Annotated in this window: 14 protein-coding genes; 10 read left to right on the forward strand and 4 right to left on the reverse strand. The window is 56.0% G+C overall.

Going from position 1 to position 14,897, the window contains the following annotated elements:
* Nucleotide 1 precedes the first annotated feature (1 nt).
* The 10 genes from nuoI to AAC636_RS04905 all read left to right on the forward strand — a co-directional run bounded on the left by nuoI (nucleotide 2) and on the right by AAC636_RS04905 (nucleotide 10,291).
* On the forward strand, nucleotides 2-496 hold the full coding sequence (gene nuoI, locus AAC636_RS04860; RefSeq protein WP_317656054.1) for an NADH-quinone oxidoreductase subunit NuoI: 495 nt from the start codon (nucleotides 2-4) through the stop codon (nucleotides 494-496).
* Nucleotides 497-519: 23 nt separating this feature from the next.
* Nucleotides 520-924, forward strand: a complete 405-nt coding sequence (locus tag AAC636_RS04865; protein WP_340300582.1) for a carboxymuconolactone decarboxylase family protein — start codon at nucleotides 520-522, stop codon at nucleotides 922-924.
* Nucleotides 925-939: 15 nt separating this feature from the next.
* Nucleotides 940-1,554: an NADH-quinone oxidoreductase subunit J gene (locus AAC636_RS04870; protein WP_340300583.1), complete on the forward strand. Its 615-nt coding sequence runs from the start codon at nucleotides 940-942 to the stop codon at nucleotides 1,552-1,554.
* Nucleotides 1,555-1,622: 68 nt separating this feature from the next.
* Entirely contained in the window at nucleotides 1,623-1,931 is a 309-nt protein-coding gene (gene nuoK / locus AAC636_RS04875; RefSeq protein WP_317656049.1) for an NADH-quinone oxidoreductase subunit NuoK, read from the forward strand.
* A gap of 4 nt (nucleotides 1,932-1,935) precedes the next feature.
* Nucleotides 1,936-4,077: an NADH-quinone oxidoreductase subunit L gene (nuoL, locus tag AAC636_RS04880; RefSeq protein WP_340300584.1), complete on the forward strand. Its 2,142-nt coding sequence runs from the start codon at nucleotides 1,936-1,938 to the stop codon at nucleotides 4,075-4,077.
* Between the two features lie 9 nt (nucleotides 4,078-4,086).
* On the forward strand, nucleotides 4,087-5,631 hold the full coding sequence (locus AAC636_RS04885) for an NADH-quinone oxidoreductase subunit M (RefSeq protein ID WP_317656046.1): 1,545 nt from the start codon (nucleotides 4,087-4,089) through the stop codon (nucleotides 5,629-5,631).
* Between the two features lie 10 nt (nucleotides 5,632-5,641).
* Nucleotides 5,642-7,078: an NADH-quinone oxidoreductase subunit NuoN gene (gene nuoN / locus AAC636_RS04890; RefSeq protein ID WP_340300585.1), complete on the forward strand. Its 1,437-nt coding sequence runs from the start codon at nucleotides 5,642-5,644 to the stop codon at nucleotides 7,076-7,078.
* Entirely contained in the window at nucleotides 7,068-7,823 is a 756-nt protein-coding gene (locus AAC636_RS04895) for a biotin--[acetyl-CoA-carboxylase] ligase (protein WP_340300586.1), read from the forward strand. The genes nuoN and AAC636_RS04895 overlap by 11 nt, the downstream gene beginning before the upstream one ends.
* A 12-nt stretch (nucleotides 7,824-7,835) precedes the next feature.
* Nucleotides 7,836-8,612, forward strand: a complete 777-nt coding sequence (locus AAC636_RS04900) for a type III pantothenate kinase (protein ID WP_317656040.1) — start codon at nucleotides 7,836-7,838, stop codon at nucleotides 8,610-8,612.
* Entirely contained in the window at nucleotides 8,612-10,291 is a 1,680-nt protein-coding gene (locus AAC636_RS04905) for a ribonuclease J (RefSeq protein WP_340300587.1), read from the forward strand. Before AAC636_RS04900 ends, AAC636_RS04905 begins: the two co-directional genes overlap by 1 nt.
* Before the next feature lie 27 nt (nucleotides 10,292-10,318).
* Here the strand turns inward: AAC636_RS04905 and AAC636_RS04910 are convergent, their stop codons facing one another.
* The 4 genes from AAC636_RS04910 to AAC636_RS04925 form a co-directional block, all read right to left on the reverse strand.
* Nucleotides 10,319-12,004: a DEAD/DEAH box helicase gene (locus tag AAC636_RS04910; protein WP_340300588.1), complete on the reverse strand. Its 1,686-nt coding sequence runs from the start codon at nucleotides 12,002-12,004 to the stop codon at nucleotides 10,319-10,321.
* A 139-nt stretch (nucleotides 12,005-12,143) separates the two neighbouring features.
* The gene (locus AAC636_RS04915; RefSeq protein WP_340300589.1) at nucleotides 12,144-13,763 is read right to left on the reverse strand and encodes a peptide chain release factor 3; all 1,620 of its coding nucleotides are present in this window, start codon (nucleotides 13,761-13,763) and stop codon (nucleotides 12,144-12,146) included.
* A 68-nt stretch (nucleotides 13,764-13,831) separates the two neighbouring features.
* Entirely contained in the window at nucleotides 13,832-14,260 is a 429-nt protein-coding gene (locus AAC636_RS04920; protein ID WP_340301089.1) for a Hint domain-containing protein, read from the reverse strand.
* Complete coding sequence (locus tag AAC636_RS04925) at nucleotides 14,154-14,849, reverse strand: hypothetical protein (RefSeq protein WP_340300590.1); 696 nt, start codon at nucleotides 14,847-14,849, stop codon at nucleotides 14,154-14,156. Before AAC636_RS04925 ends, AAC636_RS04920 begins: the two co-directional genes overlap by 107 nt.
* Nucleotides 14,850-14,897 lie beyond the last annotated feature (48 nt).

Below are 14,897 nucleotides of genomic sequence, written 5' to 3' on the forward strand. Positions count from 1 at the left end.
GATGACACAGATCGATTATACCCGCGCTGCAAAATATTTCTTGCTGGTCGACTTTTTTAAAGGCTTCAAGCTGGGCTTTAAGTATTTCTTTGCCCCCAAAGCGACCGTCAATTACCCGCATGAAAAGGGGCCGTTGTCGCCGCGTTTTCGGGGCGAACATGCGCTGCGCCGCTATCCGAATGGCGAAGAGCGCTGCATCGCGTGCAAATTATGCGAGGCGATTTGCCCCGCACAGGCGATCACAATTGACGCTGAACCCCGCGAGGACGGCAGCCGCCGCACCACGCGCTACGATATCGATATGACCAAATGCATCTATTGCGGTTTCTGCCAAGAGGCTTGCCCTGTGGATGCGATTGTTGAAGGGCCGAATTTCGAATTTGCCACTGAAACCCGTGAAGAACTGTATTACGACAAGGCCAAACTTCTGGCCAATGGTGAGAGATGGGAAGCGGAAATTGCCCGCAACCTAGAGTTGGACGCGCCGTATCGGTAAGTCCGAACCTGTGAGTGTGTAAAATGAGTAACGAGTCCCCCCAGAATCCTTTCGAGGCATTGATGCGCCAAACGCAAGAGATGACACAGGACTTCCTCAAGGCGGTTAACCCCGCCATGGCGAATATTACTGCGTCAAATCTTGATAAACTTTGGCCCACCATGCCCGCCGAAATGATGGAGGCTTTCTTTGGAAAGCAATTCAATCCGGGGGGTTTGGACGCGAAAACGCGGCTGCTTTTGACCCTGCATGGTCTGACCGTTCAGGGCGCATTGGCCGAGGCGCAAATCCGTATGACGGTGCGCCACGCGGTCGAGGCAGGGGCAAGCCCGCAAGAGATTGCTGAGACCATTGGCATGGCCGCGATGTTTGGCGGTGTGCCTGCGATGAACAAAGCGATGGAACTGGCCAAAGCGGCCATTGACTAAGGCGAGGACTGAAATATGGGCGTGGCCGATATCACCTTCTATGCGTTTTCAACCGTTCTGGTTGCCGCAGCACTTTTGGTGGTGCTGGCCCGCAACCCCGTGCATTCGGTTCTGTGGCTGATCCTCAGCTTCCTGTCTGCCGCGGGTTTGTTCGTCCTTTTGGGCGCTGAATTTGTCGCGATGCTGTTGATCATTGTCTATGTGGGCGCGGTGGCGGTGTTGTTCCTCTTTGTGGTGATGATGTTGGATGTTGATTTCGCCGAACTTAAGGCGGGAATGGCGCAATATATGCCACTTGCGCTTTTGATTGGTGTTATTTTGTTGATCCAACTGGGCCTTGCCTATGGCACATGGGCCTTTTCAGAGGGGATTGATACCCGCTTGGGCAATCCAACCCCCGCAATCGATCAGATGCACAATACCAAAGCTTTGGGGATGATCCTTTATGATCATTACCTGTTGGTGTTCCAATTGGCAGGTTTGGTTTTGTTGGTTGCGATGGTGGGCGCGATTGTTCTGACGCTGCGCCACCGCGTGGACGTCAAGCGCCAGAATGTCTTGGCGCAGATGTATCGTGATCCTGCGAAAGCGATGGAACTAAAAGACGTAAAGCCTGGTCAAGGGCTGTGACATAAGCGGGGCTTTTAGCCCCGCAGAATATTGAATGACCATGAGGGAAACCCCCTCGGAGGGACGAGATGACGATCGGACTGGAACACTACCTGACGGTGGCGGCTGCGCTCTTTGTGATCGGGATTTTTGGCATCTTCCTCAATCGGAAGAATGTCATCGTGATCCTGATGTCAGTCGAATTGATTTTGCTATCGGTGAATATCAACCTTGTCGCGTTTTCCTCCTATTTAGGGGATTTGACGGGTCAGGTCTTTACCATGTTCGTCCTGACAGTCGCCGCGGCAGAGGCCGCGATTGGTCTTGCGATCCTTGTCTGTTTCTTCCGCAACCGTGGCACCATCGCGGTTGAAGATGTTTCGAATATGAAGGGCTGAGCCGATGGAAACGATCCTGCTTTTTGCACCGCTCATCGGCGCGCTTTTGGCTGGCTTTGGCTGGCGGTGGTTTGGTGAACAACTCGCCTGCATCATTGCAACCGCGCTTTTATTCTTGTCGATGATCCTGTCTTGGGCCCTGTTCATCGGGTTTGATGGCGAAACCTATTCCATTTCAATCCTGCGTTGGGTGGAATCAGGCAGCCTGTTCACGGATTGGGCCATTCGCATTGATCGCTTGACGGCGATTATGTTGATTGTGATCACCTCTGTCTCGGCGCTCGTGCATCTGTATTCCTTTGGCTACATGGCGCATGACGACAATTTCCGCGAAGGCGAAAGCTATCGCCCGCGGTTCTTTGCCTATCTGTCGTTCTTCACCTTTGCCATGCTGATGCTGGTGACCGCGGATAACCTGCTGCAACTCTTCTTCGGGTGGGAAGGGGTAGGGGTCGCCTCCTATCTTTTGATTGGCTTCTATTTCCGCAAGCCAAGCGCAGGTGCGGCGGCGATGAAGGCCTTTATCGTCAACCGCGTTGGCGATTTCGGCTTCCTGTTGGGGATCTTCGGTCTGTATTGGATGGCGGACTCGATCCAATTTGATGTGATTTTGCCGATGGGTGCGGAATTGGCAGAGCAAAGCTTTGCCTTCCTCGGCTTTGAGGTGAATGCCGCCAATACAATCGCAATGCTGTTGTTCATCGGCGCGATGGGGAAATCGGCGCAGCTCTTGCTGCACACATGGTTGCCTGACGCAATGGAAGGCCCGACCCCTGTATCCGCGCTGATCCACGCTGCAACCATGGTGACGGCGGGGGTCTTCTTGGTCTGCCGTATGTCGCCGATTATGGAATACGCCCCCTATGCCACAAACTTCATCATCATCCTTGGCGCGCTGACCGCGTTCTTTGCGGCCACTGTTGGATTGGTGCAGAACGACATCAAGCGCGTCATCGCCTATTCCACCTGTTCGCAATTGGGATACATGTTCGTTGCGGCAGGGGTTGGGGTTTATTCGGTGGCGATGTTCCACCTCTTCACCCACGCATTCTTCAAGGCCATGCTGTTCCTTGGCGCAGGCTCCGTCATCCACGCGATGCATCATGAGCAGGATATGCGCAATTACGGCGGATTGCGGAAGAAGATTCCCTATACATTCGCGGCCATGCTGATTGGCACATTGGCCATCACGGGCGTTGGTATCCCGCTGACCTATTATGGCTTTGCAGGGTTCCTGTCCAAAGACGCGGTGATTGAAAGCGCCTATGCCTTTGGCGGTGGTTTGGGCCATTACGCCTTCTGGATGTTGGTGATCGCTGCTGCCTTCACCAGCTTCTATTCATGGCGTTTGATGTTCCTGACCTTCTTTGGCACCCCGCGGGGTGACAAGCACACGCATGATCACGCACATGAAAGCCCTGTGGTGATGTTGATCCCGCTTGGCGTTCTGGCCTTTGGTGCGGTGTTTGCAGGTATGATCTGGCTGAAGCCGTTCTTTGGGCATCCAGATGAGGTCGGTAAATTCTTTGGCGTCCCCTATGCTGAGGCGATGGCCCATGGTGAGGGGGACGCAACCCATGGCACCGAAGGTCACACTGATGCGGCCATGGCCGAAGAAGGTCATGATGCCACCCATGCCGCCACGCATGAGGGCACAGCCGAAGCTGAACATCACTATGTCTTTACGGGCGCACCCGGTGAAGGGGCCATTCACCAAGCCCCTGACAATACCGTTCTCAGTGACGCGCATGAAGTGCCCAAATGGGTCAAAGTTGCGCCGTTTATCGCGATGTTGGGCGGGCTGCTTGTGGCTTATATCTTTTACATCGCTGTCCCAAGCCTTCCTGCCCGTTGGGCAGCGGTTAACCGCCCGCTTTATCTGTTCTTGCTGAACAAGTGGTATTTTGACGAGATTTATGACGCGGTCTTTGTGCGCCCTGCTCAGGTGATTGGCCGTGTCTTTTGGAAGCTTGGCGATACCAAAATCATTGACGGGGGGATCAACGGCCTTGCCCTTGGGATCATCCCCTTCTTAACCCGCCTCGCAGGGCGTGCGCAGTCGGGTTACGTTTTCCATTATGCATTTGCCATGGTGGTCGGTGTGGTAGCACTGATCACATGGATCAGCCTTTCGATCGGAGGCTAAGGGATTTCCATGGACAACTTACTTTCCATCGTCACCTTCCTGCCTATGGTTGCGGCCCTTATCCTTGCGCTGTTTTTGCGCGGCGAGGATGAGGCGGCACAGCTTGGAGCCAAGCGTTTGGCGCTGGCAGCCACCACCGCAACCTTCCTGATCTCCTTGGCGATCCTTGTGCAATTCGATGCGAATGACACGGGCTTCCAAATGGTGGAAGAACGCGAATGGCTCTTTGGCCTTAGCTATAAATTGGGTGTGGACGGGATCAGCGTGCTATTCGTTCTGCTGACCACATTCTTGATGCCGATTACAATTGCTGCCTGTTGGGGTGTAGAGCATCGCGTCAAAGAATACATGATCGCGCTTTTGGTTCTCGAAAGCCTGATGATCGGCGTCTTTGTGGCATTGGATTTGGTGCTGTTCTACCTGTTCTTCGAAGCAGGCCTGATCCCGATGTTCCTAATTATTGGGATTTGGGGCGGCAAAAACCGCATCTATGCGGCGTTCAAATTCTTCCTCTACACCTTCCTTGGTTCGGTGCTGATGCTGGTGGCGATGGTGGCGATGTATATTGATGCAGGCACCACCGATATCCCCACATTGTTAACACATGAATTCTCGGCGGCAGGTATCAGCCTCTTTGGATGGCAGATTGCAGGTGGGATGCAGATGTTGCTTTGGCTTGCTTTCTTCGCGTCCTTTGCGGTCAAAATGCCAATGTGGCCTGTCCATACGTGGTTGCCCGATGCACACGTTCAGGCGCCAACCGCAGGCTCTGTGGTTCTGGCGGCAATCTTGCTGAAGATGGGCGGATACGGTTTCTTGCGCTTTAGCTTGCCAATGTTCCCAGTCGCCTCTGACATCATGGCGCCATTGGTGCTGTGGATGTCTGTGATTGCGATCATCTACACCTCACTGGTCGCGATGGTGCAAGAAGATATGAAAAAGCTGATCGCTTACTCATCAGTTGCGCATATGGGATATGTGACGATGGGGATTTTCGCCGCCAATCAACAAGGTGTAGATGGCGCGATTTTCCAAATGATCAGCCACGGCTTTGTTTCGGGGGCGTTGTTCCTCTGTGTTGGCGTCATCTATGATCGCATGCACACGCGCGAGATTGATGCCTATGGCGGTCTGGTAAATCGGATGCCCGCTTATGCGGCGGTGTTCATGCTGTTCACCATGGCCAATGTGGGCCTTCCTGGCACATCGGGCTTTGTCGGCGAATTCCTGACCTTGATGGGTGTTTTCCATGTGAACACGCTGATTGGGCTTTTGGCGGCAACAGGCGTGATCTTGTCGGCGGCCTATGCGCTGTGGCTCTATCGCCGCGTGGTGTTTGGTGACCTGATTAAGGAAAGCCTGAAATCCATCACCGACATGACCGCGCGCGAAAAGGCGATTTTCGCGCCATTGGTGGTGATGACCATTCTATTGGGTGTCTATCCGAGCCTCGTCACCGATATTATTGGCCCCTCGGTAGAGGCGCTTTTGTCGAATTATCACACAAGCGTTGCGGAGTTTGCCCCCGCAACTGCGCTTGCAGCCAGCCATTGAGGAATTTCTAATGATCGGCGCAGACCTCGCAGTTTTGATCCCAGAGATTGTCCTGTCCATCTATGCGATGGCGGGGCTGATGTTGGCTGTTTACACAACCAAAGATGGCATGGCGCCTGCCTTGACCTACGCGACCGCCGCAGTCTTTGCGATTATGGCGCTCTATGTCGCGGCAACAGGTCAAGGCGATGCAAGCAGCTTTGGTGGCATGATCGTGGTTGATGATTTTGCGCGCTTTGCCAAAATTGTGATCCTTTTATCCGCGGCGGCAATTTTGATCGTGGGCCAAGAGGCGATGCAGAAATCGGGCCTTGGTCGGTTTGAATATCCGATGATTGTCACCTTGGCGGTTGTTGGCATGATGATCATGGTGTCTGCTGGTGATTTGATCGTGCTTTACATGGGGTTGGAGCTGCAATCCCTAGCCCTTTATGTGGTTGCCGCCTTGCGCCGTGACAGTGTCCGCTCAACCGAAGCGGGCCTTAAATATTTCGTCCTTGGCGCTCTCTCCTCGGGTCTTTTGCTCTATGGCGCGTCCCTCGTTTACGGCTTTGCGGGCACCACGCTTTTTGCTGGCATCATCGAGGCATCGATGGGCGGTATGTCGTTGGGTATGGTGTTTGGCCTTGTCTTTATGGCGGCAGGTCTGGCCTTCAAAGTATCAGCGGCCCCGTTCCACATGTGGACACCTGATGTTTACGAGGGCGCACCGACCCCTGTGACAGCCCTTTTTGCGACAGCGCCGAAAATGGCCGCAATGGGGCTATTTGCCCGTGTGGTCTACGATGCCTTTGGCATGGCCATTTCCGATTGGCAGCAGATCGTTGCGGCCTTGGCGGTTTTGTCGATGTTTGTCGGGGCCATTGCAGCCATTGGCCAAACCGATATCAAACGCCTGATGGCTTATTCCTCCATCGGGCATATGGGCTTTGCCCTGATGGGTCTGGCTTCTGGCACGGGGCAGGGTGTCGAGGCGATGCTGATCTATATGGCGATTTATGTGACCATGAATATTGGTGTTTTCTCCTTCATTATGTCGATGGAGAAAGATGGTTACCCCGTCACTGACATCTCTGCCTTGAACGGCTATGCCACCGCACAATCGGGTCAGGCCTTGGCGGTTTTGGTGCTGATGTTCAGTCTCGCAGGTGTCCCACCCATGTTGGGCTTTTTCGCGAAATACGCGGTCTTGGTAGCGGCTGTTGATGCAGGCTTGGTTTGGTTGGCCGTGGCAGGGGTCATCGCCTCTGTGATCGGCGCTTACTATTATTTGCGTATCGTCTATTTCATGTATTTTGGCGAACCGCGCGAAGGCCTAGATGGGCGGATGTCGATCATCCAATTCTTGGGCCTGACGATTTCCGCCGTGGTCATGATTGCGGGCATTGTGAATTTGTTCGGTATTGACCATTTGGCGGCCAACGCGGCGCAGGCACTTGTGCGCTGACAGCACGGCGGTTGAACGGGTCATTTTGGCCCGTGTCGACAGCACCATGGCCGAAGCGGAGCGGCGCTTGCGCGCCGCGCCGCTAGAGCGACCCATATGGATTTTGGCCCATACCCAAGAGGCGGGATATGGTCGGCGGGGGCGGGCATGGCGCGCCCCCCTTGGTAATTTCACAGCCTCACTTATCCTGCCACTCAACTGCCCCCCGCAAGAGGCAGCTTTACGCTCGTTCACCGCGGCGCTGGCCTTGCGCGATGCTTTGTCAACTTATGTGGCGCCTGACGCATTGACCTTAAAATGGCCCAATGATGTGCTGCTTGAGGGCCAGAAAATCGCAGGCATCCTGCTGCAAAGCCACGGGATCGCTGCGGGCAAGCAGGGCCATTTGGTGATCGGCATCGGTGTGAACCTTCGACACAGCCCAGATGTGGCGGGCCTTCAGGAGGGCGCGCTTGCGCCCATTGATCTGTTCAGCGTTGCAGGCCAATGCCCAGACCCTGAAACCTTTTTAGATCAGCTGACCCCGCGCATGGCGCATTGGGAGGCGCAGATCTCTCAGCAGGGTTTTGCCCCTGTGCGCGCCGCATGGATGACCCACGCGGCCAAGCGCGGCCAAGTCATTTTGGCGCGTTTGCCCAATCGGGACATTCGTGGCGTTTTTGACGATGTCGATGAAACTGGTAATCTGATATTAACCACGCCAAGCGGGCCTTGTGCCATTGCGGCGGCGGATATTTATTTTTAGGGGGCGTGCGAGATGCTTCTTTGCGTGGATTGCGGCAATACGAATACGGTGTTTTCCCTATGGGATGGCGCGCAATTTCTGTGCACATTGCGCACCGCAACCGAGCATCAACGCACCGCAGATCAATATTACGTTTGGTATTCAACCTTGATGGATCATTATGGGCTAAAACCCAAGATTGACGCGGTGATTATCTCCTCAACTGTGCCGCGCGTGGTGTTTAACTTGCGCGTGTTGTGTGATCGCTATTTCGACTGCCGCCCGCTTGTGGTTGGTAAATCTGAGTGTCTCTTGCCTGTGCCGCCACGGGTGGATGCAGGCACGCAAGTGGGGCCTGACCGCTTGGTCAATACCGCGGGCGCCTATGATCGCCATGGCGGCGATTTGATTGTGGTGGATTTTGGCACAGCAACCACCTTTGACGTTGTGGCCGAAGATGGCGCTTATGTGGGTGGTGTCATTGCGCCGGGCGTCAATCTTAGCCTTGAAGCATTGCACCACGCAGCCGCCGCCTTGCCCCATGTGGATGTGACAAAACCGCAATCGGTGATTGGCACCAATACGGTGGCTTGCATGCAGTCGGGCGTGTTTTGGGGCTATGTAGGCCTTGTGCGTGGTATTTGTGACCGCATTCGCGCCGAGCGCGACCGCCCGATGCGGATAGTTGGGACAGGGGGGCTTGCGCCGCTCTTCTCTACGGGCGATGTGTTGTTTGACAGGATCGAAGATGATCTGACCATGCATGGTCTGACCGTGATCCATAAATATAACGAGGAACAGGCAAGCTGATGAGCGATCGAAACAGGCTGATCTATCTTCCCCTTGGCGGGGCAGGTGAGATCGGAATGAACGCATATGTCTATGGTGTTGGAGAACAAGGTGCGGAGCGTTTAATCCTTGTCGATTGCGGCGTCAGCTTTCCCGACATGGATGGTCAACCGGGCGTTGACCTGATCCTACCTGATATCGCGTGGTTGGAAGAACGTGCAGATCGCCTTGAGGGGATTTTCATCACCCACGCCCATGAAGATCACGTTGGCGCCCTTGGCCATTTGTGGGGGCGCCTGCGCGCGCCTGTTTACGCCCGTAATTTCACGGCCATCCATGCCCGCCGCAAATTGGAAGAGGCGGGTCACGACCCTGATCAGGTGCGGGTCGTTGGGGCCTATCCCGAAGTGGTGGAAGCAGGCCCTTTCAAGGTGCAATTCGCCCCCGTCTCGCATTCCATCCCTGAAAGCTCGGGCCTTGTTATCGACACGGAACATGGCCGCGTGGTGCATTCGGGTGATTTCAAAATTGACACGAACCCGATGGTCGGCGAACCTTTTGACGAAGCCCTGTGGGGTGAGATCGCAGGGAAGGGGGTCTTGGCCTATATCTGCGACAGCACCAATGTGTTTTCGCGCCATGAGGGGCGCAGCGAAAGCCAGTTGCCAGAACCCATCACAGCGCTGATTGGGCGCGCGCGGGGCATGATGGTGGCGACCACCTTTGCCTCCAATGTTGCGCGGGTGAAAACCTTGGCCGATGCCGCAGTGGCCAATGGCCGTTCCGTCTGTCTGCTGGGCCGTGCAATGCAACGCATGATCCGCGCCTCGGTCGAGGCGGGCGTGCTGACTGATTTCCCCTCGACCGTGTCAGTTGAGGAGGCCCGCGATATCCCACGCGAAAACCTTATGCTGATTGTGACAGGCAGTCAGGGGGAGCGGCGGGCAGCCTCGGCGGCCCTATCGCGCGGCTCTTATTTGGGGATGGAGCTGAAAGAGGGCGATATGTTCCTCTTCTCGTCCAAAACCATCCCGGGCAACGAGGTCTCTGTGGGGCGCATTCAAAACGCGCTTGCAGAAATCGGGGTAGAGATCGTGGATGAACAATCGGGCTTTTTCCATGTGTCGGGCCATGCCAATCGCCCCGATTTGGAAAAGATGCATGATATTTTGCGTCCGCGTATCCTTGTGCCCAATCATGGTGAATTCCGCCATTTGCGCGAACATGTGCGGCTTGCCATGGAAAAGGGAATGCTTGGCCTTGTTGCGCCAAATGGCACAATGTTGGAATTGTCAGGCAATGCGCCCGCTGCGGTCGAATATGTCGAGGTCGCGCGCGATTACCTAGATGGCAGCACACGGGTGGGCGCCTATGACGGGGTGATCCGTGATCGCATGAAACTGGCCCTCAACGGCCTCGTGATTGCGGCGCTGATTGTCGATGAGGATGACAGCTTGATTGAAGATGCGTGGGTCGAGCTGCGTGGCCTGCCAGATCATTTGCGCAATGGCCATGGCAGTTTAACCGAGATGCTCGAGGATGAATTGGCCGATCTTCTGCCGCGTCTGGATCGCAAGATCACCCGTGATGACGACAAGATTGAGGAGGCGGTGCGCCGCGCCATCCGCCAATCTGTTCAGGCCGAAATCGGCAAAAAGCCTGAGGTCAGCGTGATCATCAGCCGCCTTGTCGCTGAATAAAAAAACGCCCCAAGATGGGGCGTTTTTTTATTCTTCTGATACTGGTTCAGCGGGGGTTTCTGCCCCTTCCGCCTCAGGTTTTTCTTTAGGTTTGCGCGGGCTGCGCTTGCGCTTTGGCTTTGGGGCCTCCTCCGTGGCGGCCACTGGTGTCTCAATCTCTTGCGCCTCAGCTTGGCTCTGCTCATCCTCTGCATCGGCAGGAACATAGCTGCTGCTTGGCCCGCGGCGTTCGTCAAAGCTGAGCGCGATGAAGCTTGGCAAATGCTCACCCATGCCAACAACACGATGTCCGCCACCTTGTCCGCCGCGATTGCGTCCGCCGCGCTCATGGCGGTCATGGCTGCGCTCGGGGCGTGGCGTCGCGCTGCTCGGCGTTGGCTGGGGCGGAGTGTTGTCTTCGGACACCGCTTTGGGCGCTTCGGTCTGTGTTTCAGTCTTTGCTGTGCTGCCTTCATCGCCCTCGTGCGACTTGCGGCGACCACGCCCCCCGCGGCTGCGGCGGGGTTTGTCGCGGTCATCATTCGCCGCGTCCGCTTCATGAGGTTTTTGCGCGCTTGTGGGGCTCCATGGTAGGGGCTCATCAGTCGGAATGGGCTTGCCAATCAAGGCCTCAATCGCTGTGAGATATTTTTCATCTGCAGGCACCGCGATGGTGATTGCGCGGCCCTTACGCCCTGCGCGGCCCGTGCGGCCAATACGGTGGACGTAATCCTCGGCGTGAGAGGGGACGTCATAATTAAACACGTGGCTTACGCTTGGCACATCAAGGCCGCGCGCGGCCACATCCGAGGCCACAAGAAAGCGAAGGCTTCCTTCGCGGAACCCATCCAAGGTGCGCATGCGTTGCGATTGATCCAAATCGCCATGAATAGGGGCCGCATCCAGCCCGTGTTTCTTCAACGATTTTGCGACTATATCGACATCCACCTTGCGATTGCAGAATATGATGGCATTTGTGCAACCCTCGCCCTCTGCGGCAATTGCGGCGCGCAGCATGGTGCGCTTTTCTTTCGCGCTTGTGTCGCGGCGGGTGGGTTTGAAGGAAAACAACGCCTGCGTGATGGTGTCGGATGTCGTGGATTGGCGTGCCACTTCGATCCGCGCAGGGTTTGACAAGAAGGTCGAGGTGATCCGCTCAATCTCTGGGGCCATCGTGGCAGAGAAAAAGAAGGTTTGGCGCGTGAAGGGCGTCAGCGAGAAAATCCGCTCAATATCGGGGATAAAGCCCATATCCAACATGCGGTCGGCCTCATCCACCACCATGATCTGAACGCCTGTCAACAGCAGTTTGCCGCGCTCGAAATGATCCAAGAGACGGCCCGGTGTTGCGATCAGAACATCGACACCCCGATCAATCAGAAGGTCTTGCTCTTTGAATGACACCCCGCCAATCAGCAGGGCCTTGGTCAGTTTCAGATGCTTGGTGTAGGTGTCGAAATTTTCGGCCACCTGTGCCGCCAATTCGCGGGTGGGACAAAGAACAAGGCTGCGTGGCATCCGCGCCCGTGCCCGACCCCGTGCCAAAAGCGTGATCATGGGCAATGTGAAACTGGCAGTTTTGCCTGTGCCCGTCTGGGCAATCCCCAAAACATCGCGCCCTTCCAATGCGGGGGGGATTGCGCCTGCCTGAATGGGGGTTGGGGTTTCATACCCTGCTTCAGATATAGCTTTCAGAACCTTCGGATTGAGGTTTAGATCGGTGAATTTGGTCATATGCGTCCGTTCTGGCCAGTCTCAACTGGCATATGTGAAGGAGCGCATATCCTCGCGCGCTCCGCGGCGTGATCCTTGGCCAGATTGCCAAGAATGGACGAGCATTTAGCCGAAACCGCGGCAAGGGTCAAACGGGGTGTTAAACCATCAATTCCTTGGTCGCCGATAGCCGCACATCGGGGTAGTCTCGTTCGACACGATCAATGTCCCATTGCAGGCGCGTCAAATACACAGGGTCACCATCATTATCGACCGCCATATGTTGTTTATTGGCGGTCGCAAATGCATCGACCTTATCGCGCGCGCCATGCACCCATCGGGCCGATGTGAATTGGCTGGCTTCAAAACGCACGGGCAGCCCATATTCCAGTTCTATCCGACTGGCGAGAACCTCGAATTGCAGCGCGCCCACCACACCCACGATAAAACCTGAGCCAAGTTGTGGCTTAAAGATTTTTGCAGCCCCTTCTTCGGCGAATTGCATCAGGGCCTTTTCAAGGTGTTTGGCTTTCATCGGGTCGCCGGCGCGCGCCACTTGCAACAATTCAGGCGCGAAACTGGGTATCCCTGTAAAGCGCAGCGCCTCCCCTTCGGTCAGGGCATCCCCGATGCGCAACTGCCCGTGATTGGGAATGCCGATAATGTCGCCTGCCCATGCCTCGTCCGCCAATTCGCGGTCAGCGGCGAGGAAGAGCACAGGGTTGGATACAGCCATCGGTTTCTTAGAGCGCACATGATGCAGTTTCATGCCCCGCTCAAAATGTCCTGACGCCAAACGAATAAACGCCACGCGATCGCGGTGTTTTGGGTCCATATTGGCCTGAACCTTGAACACGAAGCCCGTTACCTTGCCTTCTTCTGGCGCAATTTCGCGCGGATCGGCCGTTTGCACCTGTGGCGCGGGGCCGAATTCGGCAATGCCCTCCATCAATTCCCGCACCCCAAAGGAGTTGATGGCCGAGCCGAACCAAATCGGGGTCATCGCACCCGCAAGGAATGTGGCGCGATCAAAGGCGGGCAGCAATTCGCGCGCCATCTCGATTTCTTCGCGTAGCTTGGCAAGCTGTGCTTCGGGGATGTGATCCGCAAGTTTCGGGTCGTCTAGCCCACTCATCTTGACCGTTTCGGCAACGCGGTTGCGATCTGCGCGATCCATCAATTCAAGCCGATCATGGATCAGGTCGTAGCACCCCAAGAAATCGCGCCCCATCCCAATAGGCCAACTGGCGGGGGCCACATCAATCGCAAGGTTCTCTTGGATTTCGTCAATGATTTCGAATGTGTCGCGGCTTTCGCGATCCATCTTGTTGCAGAAGGTGAGGATGGGCAAATCGCGCAAGCGGCAAACCTCAAAGAGCTTTTGGGTCTGGCTTTCTACGCCCTTGGCCCCATCAATCACCATGATGGCAGCATCCACCGCCGTAAGTGTGCGGTAGGTATCCTCTGAGAAATCGCTGTGGCCCGGGGTGTCCACAAGGTTAAAGCGGAACTCGCGGTAGTCAAAGGACATGGCCGAAGCCGAGACTGAGATGCCGCGATCCTGTTCCATTTTCATAAAGTCCGAGCGCGTGCGCCGTGCTTCGCCTTTGGCGCGCACTTGACCCGCCATTTGAATCGCACCGCCATAGAGCAAGAATTTCTCGGTCAGCGTGGTCTTGCCCGCGTCTGGGTGGGAAATGATCGCGAAGGTGCGTCTGCGCCCGATTTCAGGCGGCAGGGCAGGGCGATTGGCGAGGGGTGAAGGCGATATATCGGACATGGGGCGCGGTATATGGCGCGATGCGCCCTTTGGAAAGGGGGATGATGCGGCAGGGTGATGAGAATATGCTATGGGTTAGGGCGTTTTTTTCCACCCAGTGATGCCTCGTAAAGCGCCTTGGCGAGATCACCCCCTGCGCGGGCAAGCGCCAGCGCGTCAAGCTCAAGCGCGGTGCGTAATTCGGGGCTCAGATCGGGCGCGGCGGTTGCAAGGATCGCTTCGGGCAAGGCGGGGCGGGTTTGTCCTGTAACCATCAGGCTTTCGACCGCGATCCCCTCGGCATAAAGGATTTCGTGACGAGCAAGCAGGATTTGAAACCCATCAAAGAAGCCGCCCTCAAGCCGTGTGATGGTGCTGCCATTGATCAAATGGGCGGCCTTGACCATGACCTCAGCGCGGCCTGTGCCAAGCATATCTTGGCGTTGCCATACAGAGAGGCGATGGTTCGGCATCAAAACCAAATCTCGCGCCGTGTTTAACGCGCCTTGGCGGATCAGAACGGGCGCTGTGCTGCCTGTGCCGCGCAACACAGTGCGCCCAATCTACCGAATAGGCTGCCCCATTTTCGCGGGTCAGCAGCAGATCGCCCTCTTGCAGCGCCTCAACGGCAATTTGTGCGCCAGAGGCAAGGGTAAGGTGCGTGCCTGCCAAAAAGGACAGGCAGGCAATATCAGCAAAGCGCAGCGATGCTGTTTCGGCCTCAGAGCCCACCAATTCATAATCTTCACCCGGCTCAAGATTGCACAGCGGCAGGATGTAATGGGCGGGTTGGCCTGCAGGCCAGATTGTCAGGGTCAGGATTTCGGCCAAAGTCCCGTCTGGGGTCATCAATTGGTGACAGGCTGCAATTGTCAGCTTGTCGCCTGCACGGCCCAATTGACTGCCTTCGGCCACCAACTGCGTGCCATCGGCATCATCCCGCATGGCAAGGGTGAGGGCGCTGGCATCTTTGCGCATGCGGTAGATATCGCCTGCCTCCACCTCGTCAAAGGTGCCAAGCGCATCGCCTTCATTGGCGCCGCGATCCACGCAGAACTGCGTGGCAGGATAAACATCGAATTTTAATTGCGCGGGTAAGCTGGCCATTTCACCCTCCTTTTTTCTCAATAGAAACGGGGCAGTGCGCGGTCAAGC

The organism is Roseobacter sp. HKCCD5988, from assembly GCF_037830355.1.
Lineage (GTDB): Bacteria > Pseudomonadota > Alphaproteobacteria > Rhodobacterales > Rhodobacteraceae > M30B80.